The sequence below is a fragment of the Pseudonocardia sp. Ae150A_Ps1 genome (assembly GCF_001932315.1).
In the GTDB taxonomy this organism is placed as follows: domain Bacteria; phylum Actinomycetota; class Actinomycetes; order Mycobacteriales; family Pseudonocardiaceae; genus Pseudonocardia.
Genome location: NZ_MCIJ01000001.1, coordinates 4,320,322 through 4,346,222 on the forward strand (window position 1 = coordinate 4,320,322; position 25,901 = coordinate 4,346,222).

The 25,901-nt window shown below is 75.3% G+C and carries 20 protein-coding genes and 1 pseudogene; 11 read left to right on the plus strand and 10 right to left on the minus strand.

What is annotated here, in order from left to right; translation table 11 throughout:
• Nucleotides 1-278 (minus strand): MGMT family protein (locus Ae150APs1_RS20330; RefSeq protein WP_075302329.1); only part of this gene is annotated, 278 nt, incomplete at its 3' end.
• A 65-nt stretch (nt 279-343) separates the two neighbouring features.
• Here Ae150APs1_RS20330 and Ae150APs1_RS34375 point away from each other — a divergent pair.
• On the plus strand, nt 344-3,961 hold the full coding sequence (locus Ae150APs1_RS34375) for an ATP-dependent DNA helicase (protein ID WP_075299649.1): 3,618 nt from the start codon (nt 344-346) through the stop codon (nt 3,959-3,961).
• 29 nt (nt 3,962-3,990) lie between these two features.
• Here the strand turns inward: Ae150APs1_RS34375 and Ae150APs1_RS20340 are convergent, their stop codons facing one another.
• Both Ae150APs1_RS20340 and Ae150APs1_RS20345 read right to left on the minus strand, forming a co-directional pair.
• Nucleotides 3,991-4,662, minus strand: coding sequence for a phosphatase PAP2 family protein (locus Ae150APs1_RS20340; RefSeq protein WP_010233010.1), 672 nt, complete (start codon nt 4,660-4,662; stop codon nt 3,991-3,993).
• Between the two features lie 44 nt (nt 4,663-4,706).
• Nucleotides 4,707-5,546 (minus strand): LLM class F420-dependent oxidoreductase, encoded by an 840-nt coding sequence (locus tag Ae150APs1_RS20345; protein ID WP_075299651.1) that lies wholly within the window; start codon nt 5,544-5,546, stop codon nt 4,707-4,709.
• Between the two features lie 92 nt (nt 5,547-5,638).
• Between Ae150APs1_RS20345 and serS the strand changes: the two genes are divergently transcribed.
• The 3 genes from serS (at nt 5,639) to Ae150APs1_RS20360 (ending at nt 11,578) form a co-directional block, all read left to right on the plus strand.
• Entirely contained in the window at nt 5,639-6,889 is a 1,251-nt protein-coding gene (serS, locus tag Ae150APs1_RS20350; protein ID WP_060573871.1) for a serine--tRNA ligase, read from the plus strand.
• Nucleotides 6,890-7,177: 288 nt separating this feature from the next.
• On the plus strand, nt 7,178-8,176 hold the full coding sequence (locus Ae150APs1_RS20355) for a glycoside hydrolase family 16 protein (protein ID WP_075299653.1): 999 nt from the start codon (nt 7,178-7,180) through the stop codon (nt 8,174-8,176).
• Between the two features lie 33 nt (nt 8,177-8,209).
• Complete coding sequence (locus Ae150APs1_RS20360; RefSeq protein WP_075299655.1) at nt 8,210-11,578, plus strand: ATP-dependent DNA helicase; 3,369 nt, start codon at nt 8,210-8,212, stop codon at nt 11,576-11,578.
• Here the strand turns inward: Ae150APs1_RS20360 and Ae150APs1_RS20365 are convergent.
• Nucleotides 11,505-12,431: a LysR substrate-binding domain-containing protein gene (locus Ae150APs1_RS20365; protein ID WP_075299657.1), complete on the minus strand. Its 927-nt coding sequence runs from the start codon at nt 12,429-12,431 to the stop codon at nt 11,505-11,507. The genes Ae150APs1_RS20360 and Ae150APs1_RS20365 overlap by 74 nt on opposite strands.
• Nucleotides 12,432-12,506: 75 nt before the next feature.
• On the opposite strand from Ae150APs1_RS20365, the gene Ae150APs1_RS20370 reads away from it, so the two are divergent.
• Nucleotides 12,507-13,985 carry a ketol-acid reductoisomerase gene (locus Ae150APs1_RS20370; protein ID WP_075299659.1) on the plus strand — a complete coding sequence of 493 codons (1,479 nt, stop codon included), beginning with the start codon at nt 12,507-12,509 and terminating at the stop codon, nt 13,983-13,985.
• A 66-nt stretch (nt 13,986-14,051) separates the two neighbouring features.
• Here Ae150APs1_RS20370 and Ae150APs1_RS20375 read toward each other — a convergent pair whose 3' ends face one another.
• The 6 genes from Ae150APs1_RS20375 to Ae150APs1_RS20400 form a co-directional block, all read right to left on the minus strand.
• The gene (locus Ae150APs1_RS20375; RefSeq protein ID WP_075299661.1) at nt 14,052-15,689 is read right to left on the minus strand and encodes a cation acetate symporter; all 1,638 of its coding nucleotides are present in this window, start codon (nt 15,687-15,689) and stop codon (nt 14,052-14,054) included.
• Complete coding sequence (locus Ae150APs1_RS20380) at nt 15,686-16,042, minus strand: DUF485 domain-containing protein (protein WP_075299663.1); 357 nt, start codon at nt 16,040-16,042, stop codon at nt 15,686-15,688. The genes Ae150APs1_RS20375 and Ae150APs1_RS20380 overlap by 4 nt, the downstream gene beginning before the upstream one ends.
• A gap of 184 nt (nt 16,043-16,226) precedes the next feature.
• Nucleotides 16,227-17,894: a cation acetate symporter gene (locus Ae150APs1_RS20385; RefSeq protein ID WP_010242278.1), complete on the minus strand. Its 1,668-nt coding sequence runs from the start codon at nt 17,892-17,894 to the stop codon at nt 16,227-16,229.
• A complete protein-coding gene (locus tag Ae150APs1_RS20390; RefSeq protein WP_075299665.1) occupies nt 17,891-18,241 on the minus strand; it encodes a hypothetical protein in 351 nt (116 codons plus the stop codon). Before Ae150APs1_RS20390 ends, Ae150APs1_RS20385 begins: the two co-directional genes overlap by 4 nt.
• Nucleotides 18,238-19,071, minus strand: a complete 834-nt coding sequence (locus tag Ae150APs1_RS20395) for a LytTR family DNA-binding domain-containing protein (protein ID WP_060573867.1) — start codon at nt 19,069-19,071, stop codon at nt 18,238-18,240. The genes Ae150APs1_RS20390 and Ae150APs1_RS20395 overlap by 4 nt, the downstream gene beginning before the upstream one ends.
• Nucleotides 19,068-20,168: a histidine kinase gene (locus tag Ae150APs1_RS20400; RefSeq protein WP_249266404.1), complete on the minus strand. Its 1,101-nt coding sequence runs from the start codon at nt 20,166-20,168 to the stop codon at nt 19,068-19,070. Before Ae150APs1_RS20400 ends, Ae150APs1_RS20395 begins: the two co-directional genes overlap by 4 nt.
• A gap of 116 nt (nt 20,169-20,284) precedes the next feature.
• On the opposite strand from Ae150APs1_RS20400, the gene Ae150APs1_RS20405 reads away from it, so the two are divergent.
• From Ae150APs1_RS20405 to Ae150APs1_RS20430, 6 genes and pseudogenes are all read left to right on the plus strand, one after another.
• The gene (locus Ae150APs1_RS20405; protein ID WP_249266580.1) at nt 20,285-21,283 is read left to right on the plus strand and encodes a potassium channel family protein; all 999 of its coding nucleotides are present in this window, start codon (nt 20,285-20,287) and stop codon (nt 21,281-21,283) included.
• A 48-nt stretch (nt 21,284-21,331) separates the two neighbouring features.
• Nucleotides 21,332-22,014 (plus strand): annotated as a pseudogene (locus tag Ae150APs1_RS20410) (transketolase); the annotation flags it as partial.
• A gap of 36 nt (nt 22,015-22,050) precedes the next feature.
• On the plus strand, nt 22,051-22,944 hold the full coding sequence (locus Ae150APs1_RS20415; RefSeq protein ID WP_212567317.1) for a transketolase: 894 nt from the start codon (nt 22,051-22,053) through the stop codon (nt 22,942-22,944).
• 11 nt (nt 22,945-22,955) lie between these two features.
• Nucleotides 22,956-23,819, plus strand: a complete 864-nt coding sequence (locus tag Ae150APs1_RS20420) for an exodeoxyribonuclease III (protein WP_010226523.1) — start codon at nt 22,956-22,958, stop codon at nt 23,817-23,819.
• 124 nt (nt 23,820-23,943) lie between these two features.
• On the plus strand, nt 23,944-24,822 hold the full coding sequence (locus tag Ae150APs1_RS20425) for a DUF4142 domain-containing protein (protein WP_075299671.1): 879 nt from the start codon (nt 23,944-23,946) through the stop codon (nt 24,820-24,822).
• Nucleotides 24,819-25,874, plus strand: coding sequence for a class F sortase (locus tag Ae150APs1_RS20430; protein WP_075299673.1), 1,056 nt, complete (start codon nt 24,819-24,821; stop codon nt 25,872-25,874). The genes Ae150APs1_RS20425 and Ae150APs1_RS20430 overlap by 4 nt, the downstream gene beginning before the upstream one ends.
• Nucleotides 25,875-25,901: the final 27 nt, after the last annotated feature.

The following is a 25,901-nucleotide window of genomic DNA, read 5'->3' on the forward strand; positions in this document are numbered from 1 at the left end:
GGGGGGGGGGGGGGGGGGGGCAGGCGGCCGTCCACCATCAGGATCCCCTCCGCCCGTAGCCGGGCCGCCTGTTCGGCCGCGATGTGCGGGGCCGACCGGCCGTCCGCCCGGAGCACTCGGTGCCAGGGGAGGTCGTGGCCGTCCTCCGCGAGGATCCGCCCGACCAGCCGTGCCGACCGTAACCCGGCCAGCTCGGCGACCTCGCCGTAGCTGAGGGTCTGGCCCGGCGGGATCGACGTCACGACGTCCCGGACCCGTTCCACGGTCTCCTCGTCCACATCCCCGATCCTCCCGCCTGCCGGGGTGGCGCGTCACTGTCGGGGGCACGTGGTCGAATCGGTGCATGACCCGAGCAGCCGCCGAGCAGCCGTCCCCGCGGTTGGTGCGCGCGGCCCCACCGCCCGCCCCGGACCGGACGTGGTCGGGCGCGGCCGCGCGGGTCCTCGCGCACGAGCGGGGGCCGTTGCGCGTGCTCGGCGGGCCGGGAACCGGGAAGACCAGCCTGCTGCTCGACGCCGTCGTCCGCCGGGTGCGGGCCGGTGCCCCGCCCGGTTCGCTGCTGCTGCTCGTCGGCAGCCGGCGGGCCGCGGAGGAGCTGCGCGGCAGGCTGACGGCGCTGCTCACCCAGGGCGGCGACGAGATCGCGGGCGACTTCGGCGTCCGCACCACGCGCGAGCTGCTGGTCCGCACGGTGCACGCGTACGCGTTCGGGGTGCTGCGGCTGCACGCGGCCCGGCACGAGGACCCGCCCCCGCGGCTGCTGGCGTCCGCCGAGCAGGACGTGGTGGTGCGCGAGCTGCTCGCCGGTGAGATCGAGAGCTGGAACGGCAGCGTGCCGGGATCGTCGTGGCCGGAACGGCTGGCTCCGGCGCTCGGGCTGCCCGGGTTCGCCGCGGAGCTGCGCGAGCTGCTCCTGCGGGCCGCCGAGCGGGGGCTCGGGCCCGCGGAGCTCGCCGGGCTCGGCACGGCCCACGGCCGCGACGAGTGGGTGGCCGCGGCGCGGTTCTTCCGCACCTACGAGGAGGTCACCCTGCTGCGCGGGGCCGCGGGTCGCAGTGCCCCGCAGGCGACCGCTCCCGCGCTCGACTCGGCGGAGCTGGTCGCGGCGGCGCTGGACGCGCTCGCCGCCGATCCGGGCCTGCGCGACCAGGAGCGCGAGCGGGTGCGCCACCTCCTCGTCGACGACGCGCAGGATCTCGACCCGCAGCAGATGGAGCTGGTCGCGACACTGGCGGCGGACGCGGAGTCCACCCTCCTCGCCGGGGACCCGGACCAGGCGGTGCTGACGTTCCGTGGCGCGGACCCGCAGGGCATGAACGCGATCGACGCCCCCACGGAGGTGCTCACGGTCGACCACCGCCGGCAGCCCGGTGTCCGTGCGGCGGGTCTGCGGCTCGCGGAGAAGCTGCCCGGCGCCGGCCCGGCACGGAACCGCCCCGGCCGCGCTGCCGGCGACCAGCGCCCGGACGGGGCCCGCACCGACGACCGCCCCGACGAGCAGGCCGACGGTGCACCGGCGGACGGGTCCCGGGCAGGCGCCGGTGGCGCGGCGGACGGGACCGGAGCAGGTGCCGGTCGGCCGGTGGACGGGGATGGAGCAGGTGCCGGTCGGCCGGTGGGCGGGGGCGGAATGGAGGCCCGCCCGACGGCGGAGGACGCCGGTGATGCGGTGCAGGTCCGCGTGTTCGGCTCCCCGTCGGCGGAGGCCGGGTGGATCGCCGACCGGCTCCGCCGCGCGCACCTCGTCGACGGCGTCCCGTGGTCGGAGATGGCGGTGCTGTCCCGATCGGCCCGCCGCACCCTGCCCGCTCTGCGGCGCGCCCTGGCGGCGGCCGGCGTCCCGATCGCGGCACCGCCGGACGAGGTGCCGCTCCCGCGCCAGCCCGCGGTCGTCCCGCTGCTGCTGGTGCTACGGGCGGCGTCGCGCCCGTCCGCGATCGACGCCGACCTGGCGACGTCACTGCTCACCTCGCCGCTCGGCGGTGGTGACCCGCTGCGGATGCGCCGGCTGCGGCGCGGCCTGCTGCGGATGCACGCCGCGGCAGGGCACGACGTCCGCGTCGTCCCCGACGACGACCACCCGGATCCGGGGGAGGTCGACCCGGCGGTCGCGAGCAGCGATCCGCTGCTGGTCGCGATGCTGCGCGAGGCCGTCGGGGGGCGTCCGGACCCGCTGGTGATGCTCTCGCCGGCCGAGGCGGCCCCGATGCGCGACGTGGGGCGGCTCCTCGACACCGCGGCGCGGTCGATCGCGTCCGGCGACTCGGTCGAGGACACGCTGTGGCTGGTGTGGCGGCGGACCGGGCTGGCGAAGCGCTGGAGCGACGCGAGCGCCCGGGGCGGGCCCGGTGGCGCGGCCGCCGACCGGGACCTCGACGCCGTGCTCGCCCTGTTCGACGCCGCCGCCCGGTACACCGACCGGCTGCCGGGCGCCGACGTCGGCGGGTTCCTCGAGTACCTCGCCGACCAGCAGCTGCCCGGCGAGACGCGCGCCCCGCAGGCCCCCCGCGGCGGCGCCGTCGAGCTGCTCTCCGCGCACGGCTCGCGCGGTCGGGAGTGGACGGTCGTCGCGGTGCCCGGTGTGCAGGAGGGGCTGTGGCCGGACCTGCGCCTGCGGGGCAGCCTGCTCGGGCACGAGCAGCTCGTCGATCTCGTCGCCGGGGTCGCCGAACCCGGCTCGGCGGTCTCACGGTCGGCCCCGCTGCTCGCCGAGGAGCGCAGGCTGTTCCACGTCGCGTGCACGCGCGCCCGGTCGGCGCTGCTGGTCAGCGCGGTCCAGGGGGAGGACGAGCAGCCGTCGCGCTTCCTCGACGAGCTCGACCCCCGTCCCGCCGACGCCACCGAGGCCCGGCCTGTCCACCGGCCGGAACGGTCCCTGGTCATGGCGGAGCTGGTCGGTGAGCTGCGGCGGGCCGTCACGGCCCCCGACCACGGCGACCCGGCGCAGGCCGCGCGCCGGAGGCGGGCGGCGACGCAGCTGGCCCGGCTCGCCGCCGACGGGGTGCCCGGCGCCCGTCCCGACGACTGGTATGGCCTCGCCGAGCTCTCCGACCACGCCCCGCTGCGTGCCGACGGCGAGCTGGTGCCGATCTCCCCGTCGGACGTCGAGACCATCGCCGGGTGTCCGCTGCGCTGGGTGCTCTCCCGGCACGGCGGCGATGAGAGCGGGGCGTTGTCGGCGGTGACCGGATCGCTGGTGCACGCCCTGGTCCAGGCGCGCGCCGCCGGTGCCGACGCCGCGGAGCTGGAGTCGGCGCTGCGCTCGGCCTGGCGGCGGCTCGACGCGGGGGCCCCGTGGTTCGGCCGCCGGGAGCTGTCGCGGGTGCGGGACATGCTCACCGCGTTCGACGACTGGGTGCGCCGCAGCCGGGCCGAGGGGCTGGAGCTCGTTGCCGTCGAGCAGCCGGTGCAGCTCGACCTGGAGGGCGACCCCCCGCCGGAGGGCCCGGGGCCGTCCGGCGACGACAACCCCGATCTGCTCGCGCCCGAACCCGCGGACGGTCCCGGTGGTGGCGCCGCGCGGTCCGCCCGCCGGGTGCGGCTGCGCGGCCGGGTGGACCGCCTCGAGCGCGACGACCAGGGCCGCCCGGTGGTGATCGACGTCAAGACCGGCAAGACGGCGACGTCGGGCCGGGCGACGGCCGAGCACCACCAGCTGGCGGTCTACCAGCTCGCGGCGTCGCTGGGTGCGTTCTCCGAGCTGGTCGGTGCCGGAACCGGTCCGGGTGGTGGCCGGCTGCTGTTCCTGGCCGACCGGAAGGCGAGTGGGGAGGCCAAGGAACCGGCGCAGTCGCCGCTGCAGCCGGAGGAGATGGGGCACTGGCGCGACGTGCTGATGACCTGCGCCGAGGACTCGGCCGGTGCGGTGTTCGTGGCGCGGGCCGGGCCCGACTGCGACCGGTGCCCGGTGCGGACGAGCTGCCCGGCCGTCGAGACCGGGCGGACCGTCGTGGACGGGTGAGCAGCCGGGGTGCGGGTGCGGGACGCGGATCAGCCGGTGCGGGGCACCGGCCGGTCCCGTGCCCGATGGTCCGCGACCCGGTCGATGACCAGCCCCGCACCGAGCCCGATCGCGACCGCGATGCAGAACCCGCCGATCGTGTCGGTCGCGTAGTGCGCGCCGATCCGCACCATCCCGGCGCCGACGGTGCCGCCGGCGAGCAGGGCGACCGCCGCGAGCGTCGCGACCGCCGGACCGGCCCGGGCGACCGGTAGCAGCGCGACCAGCAGCAACGCGACGAGCAGGCCGATCGACACGGCGCCACCGGTGTGCCCGCTCGGGTACGCGAATCCGGCGGTGCCCTCGCCACCGATCGTGCGGCCGATCAGCGGCTTGAGCACGGTCGTCGCGACGCCGGTCAGGCCGGGCCCGACGATCGCCAGCACGGCGAGCCGCCGTCGGCGGAGCAGCAGGGCGGCCCCGGCGAGGAGCAGCGCCCACAGCACCACCGACGGGGGCGAGCCGAACCCGGTCAGCCGGGCGAGCACACCGGGCAGCGCCTCCACCGCCGCGTCGGCGCTGCTGTCGACCCGGCCGGCCTGGGCCTCGCCGGCGTAGCGCCAGGCGAGCACGGCGAACACGACCGTCGCGACGGCGACGATCACCGGGGCCGGTCGGCGCAGCGGGCCGAGCAGGCTCGGCGGATCGGTGGCGTCGCGCACCGGTCCGAGACTAGCCACCGCCGGCACCCGGTGTGCCGTGCGGCTCAGGCGATCCCGAGCGCGCCGGCGAGCCGTTCCAGGTCCTTCTCCGGGGCCTGCATGTCCGCCGTGAGGACCTGCGCGCAGACGTGGTCGGCCCCTGCGGCGAGGTGCTCGTCGAGCCGCGCCGCGACCTGCTCCGGCGTGCCGTGCGCGACGAGCGCGTCGATCAGGGCGTCGCTGCCGCCGTCGTCCATGTCCTCGGTCGCCCAGCCGAGACGGGCCAGGTTGTTCCGGTAGTTCCGCAGGCCCAGGTAGGGCTGCTGCACCCGGGGCCGCCCGACCGCGCGGGCGGCCTCCGGGTCGGTGTCCAGGACGACCTTGTGCTCGGGGGCGAGCAGCACGCCGTCGCCGAGCCGCTCCCGCGCGGTCCGGGTGTGGTCGGGCGTCGTCAGGTAGGGGTGCGCGCCCGCGGAGCGGTCCCGGGCGAGGTCCAGCACCTTCGGCCCGAGTGCGGCGAGGGCACGACCGGCGACGGGCACGTCCAGCTCGTCGAGCCGGTCCAGGTACTCGACGACGGTGGCGTACGGGCGGGTGTAGTCGCTGGTGGCCTCCGGGTGCCCGACGCCGACGCCGAGCAGGAAGCGGTCCGGGTGCTTCGCCGCGATCCGGTGGTAGGACGGCGCGACCTCGTCGGCCGGGGTCGACCACATGTTGACGATGCCGGTCGCGACGGTCAGCGAGGTCGTCGCGTCCAGCATCGACTCCGCGAGTGCGAGGTCACCGGGAGGGGACCCACCGATCCACACGGTCCCGAACCCGAGGGACTCGATCCGTGCCGCCAACTCGGGCGAGAGGCCCGTCTCGTGTCGCCAGACGCCGTACCGGCCGAGTGAGATGCTCATGTCCCTGGTCTACCACCGCGCGGGCCCGATCATTCCCGGCTCTACGATGACGACTCCCGTAGTGCGTACGACGCGAGAGGCTGGACGCAGAAGTGATCGACCTCAAGGCGGCCCGACAGGACCCGGACACCTTCCGCACGGCGCTGTCCCGTCGCGGTGCGTCCGCGGACTTCGACGCGCTGCTCGCGGTCGACGTCCGGTGGCGCGAGCTGACCGACCGTGTCGGTGGCCTGCGCGCCGCGCAGAAGCAGCGCCCGAAGGGCAAGCCGACCCCGGAGCAGGTCGAGCAGTTCAAGAAGGAGAAGGAGGAGCTGCGCGAGGCCGAGGACGAGCTCGCCGCCGCCGACGCCGAGCGCGCCGAGCTCCTCGCCCGGATCCCGAACCTGCCCGACCCGACGGCCGCCGACGGCATGGCCGAGGAGGACGCCGTCACCGTCCGGACCTGGGGCGAGCGGCCGTCGTTCGACTTCGAGCCCCGCGACCACCTGGACCTGGCGTCGTCGACCGGCCGGGTCGACATGGTCCGCGGTGCGCGGCTGTCCGGCTCCCGGTTCGCCTACCGGTTCGGCGACGTCGCCCTGCTCGAGATGGCGCTGTTCCGCTACGTCATCGACAAGCTGTCCGGCGAGGGTTTCGTCCCGGTGCTCGGCCCGGTCCTGGCGAACGAGAAGGCGATGTACGGCACCGGGTTCCTCCCCACCGAGGAGTCGAACCTCTACCAGCTGGAGAAGGACGGCCTGTACCTGACGGGGACGTCCGAGGTCGCGCTCGCGGGCATCCACATGGACGAGATCGTCGAGCTCGACGATCTCCCGGCCCGCTACGTCGCGTTCTCGACGAACTTCCGGCGCGAGGCAGGCGCCGCGGGCAAGGATACCAAGGGCATGTTCCGGGTGCACCAGTTCGACAAGGTCGAGATGTACGTCTACTGCCGCCCCGAGCAGTCCCAGGAGTTCCACGAGCAGCTGCTCGCGCACGAGGAGTCGATCGTGCAGGAGCTGGGCCTGCCGTACCGGGTGCAGAACATCGCCGTCGGCGACCTCGGCAACCCGGCCGCGAAGAAGTACGACATCGAGGCCTGGTTCCCGGTGCAGCAGCGATACCGCGAGATCACCTCCTGCTCGAACACCACCGACTACCAGGCACGACGCCTGAACGTCCGGTTCCGCCGCGAGCCCGGCGCCCCCACCGAGAACGTCCACACGCTCAACGGGACCGGCGCCACCGCCCGCGCGATGCTCGCGGTCATGGAGAACTTCCAGGACGAGCGCGGCACCGTCGCCGTCCCCGAGGTGTTGCAGCGTCACGGGGCGCCCGCGACCGTCGGCACGCCGCCCGCCTGATCGTCGTCCGGCCGGGTGTCCCGCACCCGGGGTGACGGTCGCGACAGCCGGGCGGGCAACCCCGGTGCCGCACCGGGCGTCTGTCTCTGCGTGGACGGAACGGGGAGGGGTGCGCCCGGCTACCGGCCGGGTGAGCTCCCGGTGGTGCCGCGCGACGGCCGTCCCTTCCGCGGCAGGGCCGATCCCGCCGAGATGCGGACCAGCGCGAATAGTGGATCTCCGCGCAACGCTGAGCTGCATCTCGGCGAGGGCCGGAGCGCCCCGGCCGGTCCGCGCGGGCCCGCTCCCGTGCCCCGGCAGCCGCAGGCCGGTGCGCCGCGGGGCGTCCCGGGACCGGCGCCGCGGCCCCGCGCGGGGTGGGACACCCGGGCCGCCGCCCGTGCGCCCCGATCCGGCGCTCGCGCGTCCCGCCGCCGGGAGCCTGCCGGGCGTCGCCGCGCCGGGGCCGGTGGATCCGGGATCGGTCGCCGGGTCCTGCACGGCTCGGTCGCACTCGGCCTGGCCGCCGTCGCGATCGCCGGGCTGACGTGGACGATCCTCGTCCCGCCGGACGGTGACGGTGGCGACGGCGCCACGGCCACGTCGGCACTGGACAACCAGCTGCCGCCCCCGCCGCCCCCGCCACCGCCGCAGCAGTGGCGTCCGGTCGGCGGCGACGAGTTCGACGGTTCCCGCATCGACCGGTCCGTCTGGACCGTCTACAACTCGCCGGGCGGGTTCGGGAACGGGCTGCGCCGGCCGTCGGCGCTCTCCCTGGACGACGGGCTGCTCACCGTCACCGCGCGCCCGCGGGCCGCGGGCGGCGGCGTGTCCGGCGGCATGGCCATGCACTCCGGGCAGCTGTACGGGCGCTGGGAGTTCCGGGCGCGCACCGACGCCGGCACCGGCTACAGCCCGGCGATCCTGCTCTGGCCGGACTCCGAGCGGTTCCCCGACGACGGCGAGCTGGACATGATGGAGATCCCCTACGGGGACCGGAGCGCGGCGACCGCGTTCGTCCACTACGGCGCGGAGAACCACATCGTCTCCACCGAGACGCCGGGCGACTTCACGCAGTGGCACACGTTCGCGCTGGAGTGGCTGCCGGACCGGATCACCTGGTACGTCGACGGCGAGAAGAAGTGGGAGGTCACCGACCGGCGCACCATCCCTACGACGCCCATGCACCTGTGCATCCAGCTCGACCAGGGCCCGGCCGAGAAGTGGATCCCCGCGCCGGACGCGACCACCCCGGACGAGGTCCGGCTGCAGGTGGACTGGGCCCGGGTCTCCGAGCCCGTCGGATAGGACCGTCGGGGGTCCGGGGTAGAAATCGTCACCATGGACCCCACCCCGGTCGAGCTCGCCACGGCGCTCGGCCTGCACCCGCCGACCGCGGAGCAGGCCGCGGTGATCGCCGCCCCGGCCGGGCCGGCACTCGTCGTCGCCGGGGCGGGCGCCGGCAAGACGGAGACGATGGCGGCCCGGGTGGTCTGGCTCGTCGCGACCGGACGGGTGCTGCCCGAGCAGGTCCTCGGCCTCACCTTCACCCGCAAGGCGGCCCAGCAGCTCGGCACCCGCGTCCGGTCCCGGCTCCGCCGGCTCGCCGGGTCCCGCATGCTCGACGACCTCGACCCCACCGGCGCCCGCAGGGCCGCGCTGCTCGCGGGCGAGCCCACCGTCTCCACCTACCACGCCTACGCCGGGCGCCTGGTCGGCGAGCACGCGCTGCGGCTGCCCGCCGAGCCGGCGAACCGGCTGCTCGGCCCGACCGCGACCTGGCAGCTCGCGCACCGGGTCGTCTCCACCTGGGCGGCCGACCTGGAGATCGACCGGGTCCCGGCGACCGTGACCGGGTACCTGCTCTCGCTGGCCGGTGAGCTGGGGGAGCACCTCGTCGAACCGGCCGACGTCGAGCGGCTCACCGCCCGGATGCTGCCGGTGCTGGAGCACGCCCCGCCGGGCAAGCGGCAGCGCGCGGAGCCGTCGGCGGGGTACAAGGCCCGGATCGCCGGGCAGCGGATGCGGCTGGAGCTGCTGCCGCTGATCGAGGAGTTCGCCCGCCGCAAGCAGGCCGAACAGGCGATGGACTTCTCCGACCAGATGGCGCTCGCCGCGCGCATCGCCGAGGCCGACCCGGAGGTCGGGCGGATCGAGCGGGGTCAGTACCGGGCCGTGCTGCTCGACGAGTACCAGGACACCGGGCACGCCCAGCGGGTGCTGCTGCGGGCCCTGTTCGGTGTCCCGCCGGGACTCGCCCCGGAGCCGGAGGAGCCCGAGCACCGGTCGGTGACCGCCGTCGGTGACCCCTGCCAATCGATCTACGGCTGGCGCGGCGCGAGCGCCGGGAACCTGGCCCGGTTCCGCACCGACTTCCCGACGCCGTCCGGTGGCCCTGCTCCCGTGCACGGGCTGCTCACCAGCTTCCGCAACCCGGCCGAGGTGCTCGCGCTCGCGAACCGGGTGTCCGAGCCGCTGCGCACCGCGCCCGGCGCCGTCCGCGTCGGTGAGCTCCGCCCGCTCGACGGCGCCGGTCCCGGCGACGTCCGGGCCGCGTTGTTGCCCGACGTCGCCGCCGAGATCGCCTGGGCGGCCGACGGCATCGCGTCCCGCTGGCACGCCGGCGCCGACGAGGGCGAGCCGCCCACCGCCGCGGTGCTGGTCCGCCGCCGCTCCGACATGGACGCGCTCGCCGCCGCGCTGCGCGACCGTCGGGTCCCGGTCGAGGTCGTCGGGCTCGGCGGGCTGCTGTCGACCCCCGAGGTCCGTGACCTGGTGTCAGCGCTACGGGTGGTGACCGACCCGCTGGCCGGGCCCTCGGCGGTACGGCTGCTGACCGGGCCCCGCTGGCGGCTCGGCATCGCCGACCTCGCCGCGCTGTGGCAGCGGGCCCGCGAGCTCGTCCCGTCCCGGCCGGCCCGCCCCGGCCCGCTCGGACCCGAGGAGCTGGCCCTGGGGGCGCTCCCCGGTGACGAGGCCGAGCAGGCCGGGCTCGCCGACGCCCTCGACGACCCGGGCGAGCCGGACCGCTACTCCCAGGCCGGGTTCGACCGGATCCGCCGGATCGGCCGCGAACTGTCCCACCTGCGGGCCCGCGCCGCGGCCCCGCTGACCGACCTCGTCGCCGACGTCGAGCGGACCCTGCTGCTCGACGTCGAGACGATGGCCCGCCCCGGCCCCACCGGCCGGGCACACCTGGACGCGTTCGCCGACGTCGTCGCCGACTTCGCCGCCGGTGCCGACGTGCCGTCGCTGCCCGCGCTGCTCGACTACCTCGACACGGCGGAGCAGGCCGAGGAGGGCCTGACCCCGGGTGAGGTCGAGGTCTCCCCGGACCGGGTGCAGATCCTCACCGTGCACGCGGCGAAGGGGCTGGAGTGGGAGATCGTCGCCGTCCCGCACCTGGTGGCGCAGGTCTTCCCGGGCCGCAAGATGTCCGGCAGCTGGCTGAAGGACCCGTCCGACCTGCCGGTCCCGCTGCGCGGCGACGCCGACGACCTCCCCGGTCTCGACCTCCCGCCGCCCGGCGCGGACCGCAAGCAGGTCGAGCAGGCCCTCGACGACCACGACGACGCCCTCGATGAGCGCCGCCTCGCCGAGGAGCGCCGGCTGTTCTACGTCGCGCTCACCCGTGCCGAGCACACCCTGCTCGTCTCCGGGCACCGGTGGCCGGCGACCGGGGAGCGCCCGAAGGACCCGTCGGTGTTCCTCACCGAGCTCGCCGAGATCCTGGAGGGGCCCGGTGGCTCCGAGGTCGGCGCGCTGGAGGTGTGGGCGCCGCCGCCGGAGGCCGACACCGGGAACCCGGCGCTCGGCGTGGAGCGCACCGCGCAGTGGCCGCTGGACCCGTTCGGCGACCGGGCGGACGACGTGCGGGCCGGTGCCGACCTGGTCCGGGCGGAGTTGCGGGCCCGGGCACCGCGACGGCCGCGGCGGTCCCGGCGGTCGTCCACCGACCAGCTCGCGCTGGAGCTGCCCGAGCCCGGCCCGGCGGAACCGGCCCCGGACGTACCCGACGCGGAGGGTGACCCGGAGAGCTGGGCCGCCGACGTCGACGTCCTGCTCGCCGAGCGGGCCGCCGCCAAGGAGCGCCCCACCGTCGCGCTGCCGGGGCGGCTGTCGGTGAGCCGGCTGATCGAGCTCGCCGACGATCCGGACGCGCTCGCCGTGCGGCTGCGCCGCCCGGTGCCGCTGCCGCCGAACCCGCACGCGCGACGCGGGACCGCGTTCCACGCCTGGCTGGAGCAGCGGTTCGGTGCGGAACGGCTGCTCGACATCGACGAGCTGCCCGGCGCCGCCGACGAGTCCGTCACCTCGGAGTCCGACGCTGCGGAGCTGGCGGAGCTGCAGGCCGCGTTCGAGGCGTCGGAGTGGGCGGACCGCAAGCCGGTCGACGTCGAGGTGTCGTTCGAGACCGTCCTCGCCGGGGTCGCCGTGCGTGGGCGGATGGACGCCGTCTTCGCCGATCCCGACGGCGGCTGGACCGTCGTCGACTGGAAGACCGGCGGGCCGGCCGCCCCGGAGCGGGAGCACGCCGTCGCGGTGCAGCTGGCGGCGTACCGGCTGGCCTGGGCGGCGCTGCAGGAGGTACCGGCCGAGCGGGTGCGGGCCGCGTTCCACTACGTCCGCGACGGCGTCACCCTGCGGCCGGCGGACCTGCTGGACGCCGACGGGCTGCGGGCGCTGGTGGCGGGGGTACCGGCGGGCTGAGCAGCTCCGTCGCGGCACGTCCCGCGGCGTCCCACAGGGCGGCGACGAGCGGGCGCCGCATGTCGTCACGACGCACGCAGAGCGCGACCGGGAACTCGCCCAGCCCGGCCTCGACGACGCCGAGCCGGTCGGCCGTCGCGCTCGTCCGCACCACCAGGCGGGGGACCACACCGGTCCCGTACCCGAGGACGACGAGGGCGAGCAGCGCCTCGTGGGTGTCCGGCTCGGCCACGATCTCCGGGGTGGCGTCGCGTGACCGGAACCAGCGGTCGGCGCCGTCGCGCACCAGGCCCCGGTCCGGGACGACGAACGGTCCGTCGAGGGCCCCCTCCTCCTTCCCGCAGGCCGTGACCAGGACCAGGTCGGTGGTGTGCAGGGTGAGGCCGACGAGCGACTGCGGTAGCCGGTCCGGCACACCGGCGACGGCGGCGTCCACCTCGCCGTCGTCGAGCCGGGCCAGTGCGGCAGCCGCCCCGCCGGTGCGGAGTACCGGCCGGACGTGGGGATGTTCCTCGCGGAACGGGGCGAGCAGTGCCGGGAGCAGCGACTGACAGGCGGTGACGGTGGCGAACAGCCGCAGCTCCCCGGTGAGTTCGGCACCGCCGTCGGTCCCGGCCCGGAACTCTGCCCACGAGCCGAGCGCGCCACCCGCCCAGTCGAGGAACCGACGGCCGTCGGCGGTGAGGACGGTCCCGCGTGGTCCCCGGTCGAGCAGCCGCGTCCCGGCCTCGGTCTCCAGCCGCTGCACGGTCCGGGTCAGGGTCGCCGGGCTGACGTGGCACTCCAGGCTGGTGCGCCCGAAGTTCAGGGTCCGCGCGAGATGCACGAACAACTCGAGGTCGCGGAGCTGCATCTTTCACCTCCTGCAACGCTGCGCTACGACTCTTGCGCTGGTCGGAAGGGACGGCGGGAACCTACAACAGCGTCCATGCACATCGACTCGTCGGTCTTCGCGACCGAGACGCTGGACATGCCCGGTGAGCCCGAGACGGTCGTCCGCGGTGGGCGGCACCTGTTCGGCCTGCTGCCGGAGACACTGCACGGGGTGCAGCGGATCGGGGTGCTCGGCTGGGGCCCTCAGGGCCGGGCCCAGGCCCGCAACCTGCGCGACTCGCTCGCCGGTACCGGCATCGTCGTGACGGTCGGCCTGCGGCCCGGTTCGGCGTCGGCCGCGGACGCCCGGGCGCACGGTTTCACCGAGGACGACGGCACGCTCGGGGACTGGATCGCCGTCGCCGGGACCTCGGACATGGTGATCCTCCTGATCGCCGACGCTGCGCTCGCCGCCCACCACGAGGAGCTGTTCGCCGCGCTGAAGCCGGGCGCGACCATCGGGCTCTCGCACGGCTTCCTGCTCGGGCACCTGCGTGCCACCGGTGGTGGGTTCCCGCCGGGGCACCCCGTGATCGCGGTCTGTCCGAAGGGGATGGGGGACTCGGTCCGCCGGCTCTACGAGCAGGGCGCGTCCGTCGACGGTGCCGGGATCAACGCCAGCATCGCCGTGCACGCCGACCCGGACGGTCACGCCACGGACCGGGCGCTGGCCTGGTCGGTCGCACTCGGTGCGCCGTACACCTTCGCGACGACGCTGGAGAGCGAGTACCTCTCCGACGTGGTCGGGGAACGGGCCATCCTGCTGGGCGCGGTGCACGGCCTGGTCGAGGCGCTGTTCCGGCACTTCCGGATCGGCGGCGACGAACCGGTCGCCGCCTACCGGCGCTCCTGCGAGGCCGTGACCGGCCCGATCGCGACGACGATCTCCCGCGGCGGGCTGGGCGCGGTCCGCGAGGCCGTCGCCGACACCGCGCTGTTCGACCGGGCACTCGCCGCGGCCTACGCACCGTCCCGCGAGCTGGTCGCGGAGATCTACGACGAGGTCGCCGAGGGCGCCGAGCTGCGCAGCGTCCTGCTCGCCGAGCAGCGGCTGCGGCGGCACCCGATGGCACCGATCGGCGGCTCGCCGATGTGGGACCACGGCTCCGCCGTCCGTGCCTCCCGGGGCGACGCCGGCGGGGCGGTCGAGCCGCTCACCGCCGGTCTGTTCGTGGGCACGATGCTGGCCCAGGTCGACGAGCTCGCCGCCCGGGGACATGCGTGGTCGGAGATCGTCAACGAGTCGATCATCGAAGCGGTCGACTCGCTCCTGCCCTACATGCACGCCCGCGACGTCGCGTACATGGTGGACAACTGCTCGATGACGGCCCGGCTCGGCGCCCGGCGCTGGGGACCGCGGTTCCAGGCCGCCTACGAGCAGCTCGCGCTCCCCGCCGCCCAGGACCACAGGACGGGCCCCGGACCGGTCGAGGGATTCGCCGACCACCCGGTGCACGCGGCACTGGCCGCGGCCGCGGCGCTGCGCCCGAGCGTGGACATCGCGGTCGACGCCGTGGGGACCGCCGGCCGCTGACCCCGGAGACGACGCGAGCCCGTGCCCCGCAGCTGCGGGACACGGGCTCGCGGCCCGGACGGATCGCTAGTGCGACTCGGCCTTGGCGATGTGGGCACCGGTCAGCGACCGGACCTCCATCTCGGCGTACTTGCCGCCGTCGGCCCGCTTCTCGCCGACGTAGGTGCCGATGACACCCAGCAGGAACGACAGCGGGATCGACACCAGGCCCGGGTTCTCCAGCGGGAACCAGGCGAAGTCCGCGCCCTGGATGATCGACGGGCTGGACGCCGTCGCCAGCTTCCCGGAGACGACCGGCGAGAAGACGATCAGGATCAGCGTGCTCGCCAGACCGCCGTAGATCGAGTACAGCGCGCCGGTGGTGTTGAACCGCTTCCAGAACAGCGAGTAGAGGATCGTCGGCAGGTTCGCCGAGGCCGCCACCGCGAACGCCAGCGCCACGAGGAACGCGACGTTCTGGTTGCGGGCCAGGAGGCCGCCGACGATCGCCACGACACCGATCACGATCGCGGTGCGGCGGGCGACGCGGACCTGGGTGGCCTCGGTGTCGGCCACGTTCCCGCGCTTGATCACGTTGATGTAGACGTCGTGCGCGAACGACGCCGACGCGGTGATCGTCAGGCCGGCGACGACCGCGAGGATCGTCGCGAACGCGACTGCGGCGATGATGCCCAGCAGCACCGGGCCGCCGAGCTCGAAGGCCAGCAGCGGCGCCGCCGAGTTGACCTTGCCGGGAGCGTTCTGGATCGTCTCCGGGCCCACCAGCGCACCGGCCGCGTAGCCGATGACCAGGGTGAACAGGTAGAAGAGGCCGATCAGCCAGATCGCCCACTCGACCGACTTCCGGGCCTCCTTGGCGGTCGGCACGGTGTAGAAGCGCATCAGCACGTGGGGCAGGCCCGCGGTGCCGAGCACCAGCGCGATGCCCAGCGAGATGAAGTCGATCTTCGACGTGGTCGACGTGCCGTACTGCTCGCCCGGGGCGAACAGTCCGACGCCCTTCTCCGAGGCGTCGGCGGCGCCCTGCAGCAGCGCGGAGAAGTTGAAGCCGAACAGCGCGAGCGCCCAGATCGTCATGACCAGCGCACCGGCGATCAGCAGCACCGCCTTGATCATCTGGACCCAGGTGGTGCCGCGCATGCCGCCGATCAGCACGTAGGCGATCATCACGACGCCGACGATCGCGATGACGACGCCCTGTGCGAACGCGCCCGAGATGCCGAGCAGCAGCGAGACGAGCGCGCCGGCACCGGCCATCTGCGCCAGCAGGTAGAAGAAGGACACGGCCAGCGTCGAGGTGGCGGCGGCCGCGCGGACCGGGCGCTGACGCATCCGGAACGCCAGCACGTCGCCCATCGTGAACCGGCCGGTGTTCCGCAGCAGCTCCGCGACCAGCAGCAGCGCCACCAGCCAGGCGACCAGGAAGCCGATCGAGTAGAGGAACCCGTCGTAGCCGTTGATCGCGATGGCACCCGCGATGCCCAGGAACGAGGCCGCCGACAGGTAGTCGCCGGCGATCGCGAAGCCGTTCTGGGTCCCCGAGAACCCGCCGCCCGCGGTGAAGAAGTCGGACGCCGTCTTCTTCGCGTGCCGGTTGTTCACGTAGAAGACGATCCCCAGCGTGCCGATGACGAACACGAGGAAGATCGAGATGTTGAGGATCGGGCTCGCGCCCGCGACCCCCTGGGCCAGCACGGCGTTCACTTCGTGCCCCCTTCGATCTCGTCACGGATCTTCGACGACAGCGGGTCGAGGGTGTTCCCCGCGAACCGGACGTACGCGACGGTGATCGCGAACGTGGACACGAACTGGAGCAGGCCCAGGATCAGCCCCAGGTTGATGTTGCCGAGCACGGGCGTCGCCATGAAGTCGGCGGCGAAGCTCGCCAGCAGCACGTAGAGCAGGTACCAGGCCAGGAACGCCGCGGTGACCGGGAAGACGAACCCGCGGAGACGCCGACGCAGCTGCTGGAAGTCGTCGCTCGCCTGTACGGTGCCCCAGTCGGGCGTCCCGGGCGGAGGACCGCCCGTACTGTTCTCGGACTCGGTGGTACTCACGTATGCCTCCTTGCATCTCCCGGGCACCGGACTCGGGGTGCGCCCAGGAAAGTTCCTCGCGGGCGTGTGCGGAACCCCACACACGGTCTCGATTCGGACAGTGAGGCGAGTGGCCGACGATCGGCAGGCCGGGCGCACCAGAATTCGACCGACGGTCTTGACATCGGCCGGATCGGCCCCCTCGCTACTCGCGGTCCGCCAGATGGAGCCGGAGCATCGTATCTTCCGCCCACGACGGAACGTGATCGCCCAGCGACACCGCGATCATCAGTACGAACGACAGGGGGACGGACCACAGGGCCGGTTGGGTGAGCAGGATGCCCGCCGTTCCGCCCAGTCCGAGGGTGGCGCCCAGTCCCATCGCCCCGGCCGAGCAGACCAGCCCCGCCACCATTCCCGCGTACGCGCCGCGCGCGGTCAAGCCCTTCCACCACAGGCCGAGCACGAGCAGCGGGCAGAACGTCGACGCCGCGACGGTGAACGCCGAGGTCACGGCCGCGCTGACGTCGACCCGGACCATCAGCAGCGCGGCCGGGACGACAGCTGCCGAGGCGGCCAGGGCGGTGAGCCGGAGCCGGCGCAGCCCGGACGGCATCAGGTCGTGCGACAGCGCGCCGGACAGCGCGAGGAGCAGTCCGAGGGAGGTGGCCAGGAACGCGGCGAACGCACCGGCGGTGAGCAACGAGGTCAGCACCGCGGCCGTCCCACCGCCGGTCACCCGCCCGGGCAGGGTGACGATCGCCGTGTCGGTGCCCTGCGAGAGGTACAGCTCCGGGGTGAGCACGGTCCCCAGCAGCCCGTAGACGATGGTGAACAGGTAGAACGTGCCCAGCAGCGCGACGGTGATCGCGGCCGTCCGGCGGGCGCCGCGCCCGTCCGGGCTGGTGTGGAACCGGACGATGATGTGCGGCAGCCCCATCGTCCCGAGTGCCGTCGCGACCAGCACCGACCAGGTCGCCAGCAACGGCGCGGTCGCACCCGTGCCGAGCAGCGGCAGCGCCCAGTCCTCCCCACCGGGCACCGGCAGCGACGCCCGGTCGCCACCGAGCCCGGGGACCGGGGCGCCCTCCGGGAACAGCCACACCTGGTCGGCGCGTGCGTGGTGGGTACCCGGCGTCAGTTCGACAGGGATCCCGTCGACGGCGACGGTGACCGGCTCGGTGACCACGAGATCGGTGTCGAGGCGGAAGTCGACCGGGGTCTCCCGGGTGAAGTGCGTGAACTCCGGCGGGGCGGCCAGCTCGTCGCGCAGCTGGGGCCCGGCGAGCAGCAGCAGCCAGATCGCGGGTCCGGCGAACAGGAGCAGCTTGAGGGCGAACTGGAACGCCTGCACGTAGGTCGCCGCCCGCATCCCGCCCAGGGCCAGCGTGATCCCGACCGCCAGGCCGGAGACGACCACGCCCACCCAGTAGTCCACACCGGACACCAGTGTCAGGAGCTGGCCGGCCGCGACGATCTGCGGCACCAGGTAGAGCACCGCGATCACGACGACGACCACCGCGCAGAACCGGCGCAGCGACCGCGACCCCAGCCGTGCCTCGGCGAACCCGGGCACGGTCAGCGCGCCGCTGCGCCGCATCGGCGCCGCCACCAGCGCCAGCATCAGCAGGTAGCCCGCGGTGAACCCGACCGGGTACCAGAGCGCCCCGGTGCCCTCCTTGATCACCAGACCGGCGACACCGAGGAACGACGCCGCCGACAGGTACTCGCCGGAGACCGCCGCCGCGTTCAGCATCGGCGACGTCTGCCGCGACGCCACCAGGAAGTCCGACGTGGTGCGCATGGCGGCCACGCCACGGGCCCCGATCAGGACCGTGACCAGCAACAGCGCGACGACGGCGGCCCCGGTCACGACGAGTGGGCCCGCTCGGCCCGCTCCGCCAGGCGCAGGTGCCACCACGCGAGCACCGCGAGCAGCGGGTAGGGCAGCCACGCCACGGCGATCCAGCCCAGTGGAAGTCCGGCGCCGCGCCACTGCGCCAGCCCGGGGGCGTACCGCAGCAGCACCGGCAGCCCGAGCAGCAGCACCGCCCCGCACAGCAGCGTCACCCCGGCCCGGCGGAGCTGGGCCCGCCGCACCCGCCGGGCGCGGGCGGCGAGCTCCGGGTCGAGCACCGGCTCCGGGGCCGGCCGCGCCGCGACGGCCCGCGCGCCGGGCTCCGGCGGCGCGGTCACGGCGACCCGGCGCGGGCGGCTCATCCCCGGCCCCGCTCCCGGCCCGGGACGTCCAGCGCCCCCGAGGTCGCCGCCGCCAGCAGCTGGTCGCGCAGCTCGCGGGCGTGCCGGCGGCTGACCGGGACGTCCCCGGCGTCGGTGTGCGCGAGCAGCCCACCGCCGGCGTCGCTGCGCAGCTCGAGGACCGCGGGCAGGTGCAGCAGGAAGCTGCGGTGCACCCGGACGAAGTGGTGGGCGTCCCAGTGCTCCTCCAGCCGGGAGAGCGGGATGCGGACCAGGTGCGAGCCGGACGGGGTGTGCAGCCGGACGTAGTCGCCGTGCGCCTCGACGAACCGCACGTCCTCGCGACGCACGTACCGGGTCCGCCCGGCCAGCTCCACCGGCAGCACCGCGAGCTCGTCGACCCGGGGGACGGCCGGCCCGCCGCCGGTGACGCCCGTCCGGTCCTCGGCGGGAGGCGGCCCCGCGACGGTGCGGCCCGCGCGCGCCCGGTGCACCCGGGCCAGCGCCTCGGCGAGCCGGTCGGCACCCACGGGCTTCAGCAGGTAGTCGACGGCACCGAGGCCGTAGGCGGCGACCGCGTGCTCCTCGAACGCGGTGACGAACACGATCTCCGGCGGGGACGCCATCGCGGCCAGCACGCCGCCCAGCTCCAGGCCGTCCATCCCCGGCATCGTGATGTCGAGGAAGACGGCGTCGAACCGGCCGGTGGGGATGGTGCGCAGCGCCTCGACGGCGTCGCCGGCCCGCGCGACCTCGCCGACATCGGGGGCGTCGGCGAGCAGCGCGCAGATCTCGTCGAGCGCGGGCGCGACGTCGTCGACGGCCAGCACCCGCAGCGGCGTCTCGGTCACACGACCACCCCCGGTTGGAAGCGCGGGACGCGCAGGACGATCCGGGTCCCCGCGCCGGGGGCGGTCTCGATGACCAGGCCGTGCTCGGGGCCGTACACCGCCCGCAGGCGACGGTCGACGTTCACCAGCGCCAGCCCGGCGCCCTCCGCGGTGCCAGCCAGCACCGCACGGGCGTGCTCGGGTGCCATCCCGGGCCCGTCGTCCTCGACGGCGATCACGCAGACGTCCCCCTCGGCCTCGCCGCTGACCTGGACCAGCCCGCCGTCCTGGGTCCGCTCGACGCCGTGCTGCACGGCGTTCTCCACCAGCGGTTGCAGCGCCAGCACCGGGATCGGCATCGGCAGCACCTCCGGCGCCACCCGTACCTGCACCCGGAGCCGGTCGCCGAGGACCGCACGTGCGAGCGTCAGGTAGGCCTCCACCGAGCGGAACTCCCCGGCCAGCGGGGTGTAGTCACCGCGGGCCGCGAGCGAGTGCCGGATGAAGTCGGCGAAGGTCTCCAGCAGGTCCCGCGCACGTGCCGGGTCCGAGCGCACGAACGAGGCGATCGTGGTGAGCGCGTTGTAGACGAAGTGCGGCGAGATCTGGGCACGCAGCTCGCGCAGCCGGGCGGCCTCGGCCTCGGCGGCGCCGTCGTCGAGGCGGGCACGTTCCAGCGCGTCGGCGACGAACGCGGAGATCCGCCGGGCGGCGGCCGTGGTGACCCCACCGAGGACGAGCACCGGTGGCTCGGGATCGGTGCCCAGCGCCGTCGCCGTCAGCTCGCCGTCGGTGGCCCGCCGGGCGCCCGCCCGGTGCCCGAGTGCGATGCCCGCCTCGCGGTCGGGGCCGCACCAGGTGGGCGCACGTCCGGGGAGGAGCAGGCCGGCGGAGCGGGCGCCGCACAGCCCGGCGAGCCGGCGCAGCGCGTCGGTCGCGGCCGGTGAGCCGGCGGGTTCGCGCAGCCCCGCCGCGACCGCGACACCGGCCTCGAGCACCTCGGCCGGGTCCGACGGGGGAGTCGTCGCGGACCGGAACCGCCCGGTGAGCCGGGGGCGCAGGGAGGTGCGCCCGCCGGGCACACGCGCGCCACGATCGGAGTCCTCGTCGGCCGGCACCCGGTCAGGATAGGGCCCGCGGGGCCCGTCCCGCGGGACACGGGGCTAGCCTGCCGCACGTGATCGGCTCCTCCCGCCTCGCCGCGCTCGATCCGCACGCCGAGGGCGCGCTGCGGATGCCGGACGCGCGGTCGAGCCCGGTCCGCTCCCTGGTGACCCGGCTGGTGATCGCGTTGTTCGCGCTGGGCGCGACGACGTTGATCGTCTACTTCGGTCGCGACGGCTACCTCGACAACAACGGCGCGGGCGAGATCTCGCTGATGGACGCGCTGTACTACGCGACGGTGTCGCTGTCGACGACCGGCTACGGCGACATCGTCCCGGTCAGCCCGAGTGCGCGGGCGATCAACATCGCCGTCGTCACCCCGCTGCGGGTGCTGTTCCTGATCGTTCTCGTCGGGACGACCGTCGAGCTGCTCACCGAGCGCTCGCGCCAGTCGTTCCGGATCCAGCGCTGGAGGTCGCGCGTGCGCGAGCACACCGTCGTCGTCGGCTACGGCACCAAGGGCCGGGCTGCCGTGGAGACGCTGCTGGGCGACGGCGTCGAGCCCGAGAAGATCGTCGTCGTCGACACCGACCGGGCCCGGCTCGACGTCGCGTCCGGGCTGGGGCTGGTGACCGTGTCCGGGAACGCGACCCGGTCGGCGGTGCTCCGGATCGCCGGGGTGCAGCTGGCGACGAGGCTGGTCGTCGCGCTGGACCGGGACGACACCGCGGTGCTGGTCACGCTCACCGCCCGCGAGCTGTCCCGCTCGATCTCGATCGTCGCGGCGGTGCGCGAGGCGGAGAACGTGCACCTGCTGCGGCAGTCCGGGGCGAGCTCGGTGATCGTCTCCGACGAGACGGCGGGCCGGCTGCTCGGCGTCGCGACCCGGTCCCCGGCCGTCGTCGAGGTGGTCGAGGACCTGCTCACCCCGGACGCCGGGTTCGCCATCACCCAGCGCCAGGTCGAGCCGGCCGAGGTGGGCGGGTCGCCGCGGCACCTGCCCGACATCGTGCTCGGCGTCGTCCGCGGCGACCAGCTCTACCGGGTCGACTCCGCCGCCGTCGACGCGCTCGAGCGCGGTGACCAGCTGCTCTACGTCCGCAAGGCGACCCCGCCCGAGGACGACTGATCGGAAATCCTTGACCTGAACCGAGCTTCAGGTCGCACGGTGGTCCGCATGACGACAGCGACCACCGGAACCTCCGGGACCACCGCCGGGATCACGGGGCTGATGACCCGGATGACCGGCGACGAGAAGCACGAGCCCGCCGCCACCTCGACCCTGGACGTGCTCCGCGTCCTCTACGACCGCGTCCTGCGGGTCGACCCCGTGCACCCGGGCGACCCGGACCGGGACCGGTTCCTGCTCTCCAAGGGGCACGGGCCGATGGCGCTCTACGCCGTCCTGGCCGCGCGGGGGTTCCTCGACCCGGCTGCGCTGGACGGGTTCGCGACCTACGACTCGGACCTCGGCCACCACCCGGACCGCACGCTCGTGCCGGGAGTGGAGATCTCCTCGGGCACGGGCTCGGGCTGGCCGTGGGCACCGCGCTCGGGCTCCGGTTGCAGGGCCGGGCGGCGCGGACGGTCGTCCTCGTCGGCGACGCCGAGCTCGACGAGGGCTCGAACGCCGAGGCGATCCAGTACGCCGGGCGGGCGGGGCTCGCCGGGCTGACCGCTGTCGTGATCGACAACCGCTCCGCGTCGCACGGGGGGCCGGGCGGGATCGCCGCGCGCTTCGCCGTCGAGGGCTGGGTGACCGCCGACGCCGACGGCCGTGACCACGACGACCTGGAGCGTGCGTTCGGCACGCCGCACGACGACCGGCCGCTCGCCGTCGTCGCCCACGTCGAGCCGAAGGGGGACCCCCTCATGACCGCCTTTGCTCTGCACACCGTGGCGCACCGGCCCGCCGACCAGCGGGAACGCTTCTACGCGCTCCTCCCGGAGCTCCTCGACGCCGAACCGCGGGCGGTGGCCCTGCTCGCCGACATCGGGGCCGGCTACGTCGACCTCCCGGACCGGCTCGCGCGGCGCGTGGTCAACCTCGGGATCCGCGAGCAGCTGCTCGTGTCGGCCGCCGGCGGGCTCGCGCTCACCGGGATGCGGCCGATCGTGCACACGTTCGCGCCGTTCCTCGTCGAGCGGCCGTACGAGCAGCTCAAGCTCGACCTCGGGCACCAGGACACCGGCGCGCTGCTGGTCTCGGCGGGTGCGTCGTACGACATGGCGGGCGCGGGGGAGACCCACTTCGGCTCCCGTGACGTCGCGCTGCTCGACACCCTCGACGGCTGGACGGTGCACGTCCCCGGCCACGCCGACGAGGCCGAGGCGCAGCTGCGGGCCGCGCTGCCCGGCGACGACCGCGTCTACGTCCGGCTCTCCGGCGCGTCGAACGCGGCCGCGCTGAGCACCGGCCCGGGTATGACGGTACTGCGGCGGGGGAGCCGCGGCACGGTCGTCGCGGTGGGCCCGCTCGCGGACCGCACCCTCGCCGCCGTCGCGGACCTCGACGTCACGGTGCTCTACGCGCCGACCGTCCGGCCGTTCGACGGCGCGACGCTGCGGGCGACGCTCTCCGAGCCGGACGTCGTGCTCGTCGAGCCCTACCTGGCGGGCACCTCGTCGCGGGTCGTCGCCGACGCCCTGGACGGGGTGCGGCACCGGCTGCTCGGTCTCGGCGTGTCCCGTGCCGAGCTGCGGCGCTACGGCGACCCGGCCGACCACGACGCGGCGCACGGGCTCGACGTCGCGGGCATCCGGCGTTCGGTGCAGCGGTTCCTCTCGTAGGGTCCGGTCCCGTGCGCCTCGCCACCTGGAACGTGAACTCGGCGAAATCCCGGCTGCCGCGGCTGCTGCCGTGGCTCGACGAGCGGGATCCGGACGTCGTCTGCCTGCAGGAGACGAAGCTGTCCGACGACGACTTCGCCGCCACCTTCGACGACGAGCTGGCCGCACGCGGCTACGCGGTCGCGCACCACGGCCAGGGCCGGTGGAACGGCGTCGCGGTGCTGTCCCGGGTGGGCCTCGACGACGTCGTGCGGGGCCTGCCCGGCGAGCCCGTCTTCAGCGAGGGCGGGCTCGACGTGCCCGACGCCCGCGCGGTCACCGCCACCTGCGGCGGCCTGCGGGTGACGTCGGTGTACGTCCCGAACGGGCGCGAACCGTCCGACCCGCACTACGCCTACAAGCTGCGCTGGCTGGCGGCCCTGCGCGACCAGGTCGTGGCGGGCGACCCGGCGACGACCGTCGTCGCCGGGGACGTGAACATCGCCCCCACCGACGACGACGTCTGGGACCGTTCGCAGTTCGACGGCGCCACCCACGTCACGCCGGCCGAGCGCGAGGCGCTCGCGGGTCTCGTCGGGGCCGGGCTGCACGACGTGCTGCGCGACCGCTGGCCGGACGAGCGGGTGTTCACCTACTGGGACTACCGCGCCGGGCGCTTCCACCAGGACCAGGGCATGCGGATCGACCTCGTGCTCGCCGGGGAGGATCCCGCGGGCCGCCGGGCGGCGGTGTGGGTGGACCGGAAGGCACGGAAGGGTAGGTCGCCGAGCGACCACGCACCCGTCGTCCTGGACCTGGACTCCGCCCCGGACGGCGACACCGGTCCCGTCGTCCCGCCGCCGTCCGCGCCCGCCCCGCTGGGCGGGCGCAGATAGCCGCTCGCCGGACGATTACTGCCGATGGAGTGGTTCGAGTTGCAACGTTCGGAGTATCGCTGGTAGCCCACCGCATGTGGACCGCTACTCTCGGGGGAAGATCGTGACAACTTCGTCGAAGCGCATGACCCGGACCGTCGGGGCGTCCGTCGCCGCGATCGCACTCGTCGGCCTGACCGCCTGCGGTGGCGAGACGCCGCAGGTCCCGAACATCCCGACCGAGCTGCCGCAGGTTCCCGGCGTCGGGGACCCGCGCCAGGCCTTCGGGGACGCGCACCAGAAGGCGCTCGGCCTCGCCGCGCTGGGTGGCGTCGGCCTGGAGCAGGGCGTCGGCCAGCAGGTCAAGGACCTCGCGCCGCAGGTGCAGGGCGAGGGCCAGCAGCTCAACGACAAGCTGCGTGGCCTGGCGTCCTCGGTCGGCGTCTCGCTGCCCGACCAGGTCTCGCCGGAGATCCAGGCCCAGGTCGACGACCTGAAGGCCCGCACCGGTGAGCAGTTCGACCAGGGCTGGCTGCAGGCCGCCCAGGAGCAGGTCGGCCAGCTCAACGACCAGGCCCAGGGCCTGCTGAACGTGCCCGGCCTGCCGCCGGAGCAGCTGGACCAGGCCCGCGCGCAGCTGACCAACCTCGGTGCGCTGAAGACCAAGCTGGACGAGGCCGCCGCCGCGGCCGGTGCCGCGACCCCGGGTGCCGACGGCTCCGGCGACGCGGCCGGTGGCTCCGGTGACGGTGCCGGCGACGGCGCGGGTCAGGACGGCCAGGCCGCCGGACCGGACGCGGGTGCCGGCGCAGGTGGTTCGGGCTCCGGTGACGGCTCCGGCCAGGAGGGCTCGGGCAACGGCTCGGGCAACGGAGCGGGCCAGGGCGGCGCCCCGGCGGTCGACGCCGGTACCGGCGGCCAGGCCGCGTCGGCGTCCGACGCGGTGCTGCCGGCCGCCCTCGGTGGTGCCGGTCTGTTGCTGCTCGGCGCCGGTCTGATCCGGCTGCGCCGCTCCCGCGCGTGACAGCCCGGCACCGGCACCCGCGCGGCGGTGTCCGGGGAGCGGCGGCCCTGCTGCTCTCCGGCGTCGCCCTGCTGGGTGCCGGTGCCGGACTCGCCCTCGGCGACGATCCGCGGATCGTCGCCGAGGACCTGGGGTCGGTGCCCGCACCGATGTCCGGCGGGGTGCGGGCGGTGCCCGCCTCGGAGGCGCTACCGGTGCTCGCCCGGCCCGACCCCGTCGTCGGGGCACCGGATGTCGCGGACCTGCCGGGCTCGCCCCCTCCCGCGCCGGCCACCCCGTCCGATCCTGCAGTCCCACCCGCGCCGGCTGCCCAGGGCACTCCCGCCGCGCCGGCCGCGCCCACCGTGCCGCTCGGCCCGGACCCGGCCGCCGCCCGGCCCGCCCCTCCTGCGCCGGCCGCAGCCCTGTCCCCGGACGTTCCCGCCGGACCGGGGAATCCCGCTGCGCCCGCCGGTGACCCGGCCCGCCCGCTCCCCGGCCCGGGCGTCCCGGCCGCCGAGACCCCGCGCCGGGCCGGCCCGCCGGCGATCGCCGCGCAGCAGCCGTGGACGGTCTCGCCGATCTACCCGCCCACCGGGCCCGGTCCCGGCGAGCGGCCGTCCCCGGTCGTCCCGGCGACCCTGGAACTCCCGGCGCGCGGTGTCACCGCGCCGGTCGACGCCGTCGGCACCGGCCCGAACGGCGGGATGGTCGTCCCGGAGGAGGTCCGGACGGTCGGCTGGTGGGCCCCCGGCGTCCTCCCCGGCGGGGCCGCCGGCAGCTCGGTGATCGCCGGGCACGTCGACTCGCGGACCCAGGGCGTCGGCGTGCTCGCGGTGCTGCCGCAGCTCACCGCGGGGGAGCCCGTCGTCGTCCGGGGCGCCGACGGCCGCGCCGCGACCTTCCGGGTCGCCGCCCGGCGGGAGTACGGCAAGCACGACCTGCCCCGTGACGTCTTCCGGCGCGACGGCAGCCCGCAGCTCGTGCTCGTCACGTGCGGCGGGGTCTTCGACCCGGCGACCGGGAGCTACGAGTCGAACATCGTCGTCTACGCGGTCCCGGAGCCGCTCTGACGGCGTCGCGGGGTCGACGCCTACCCT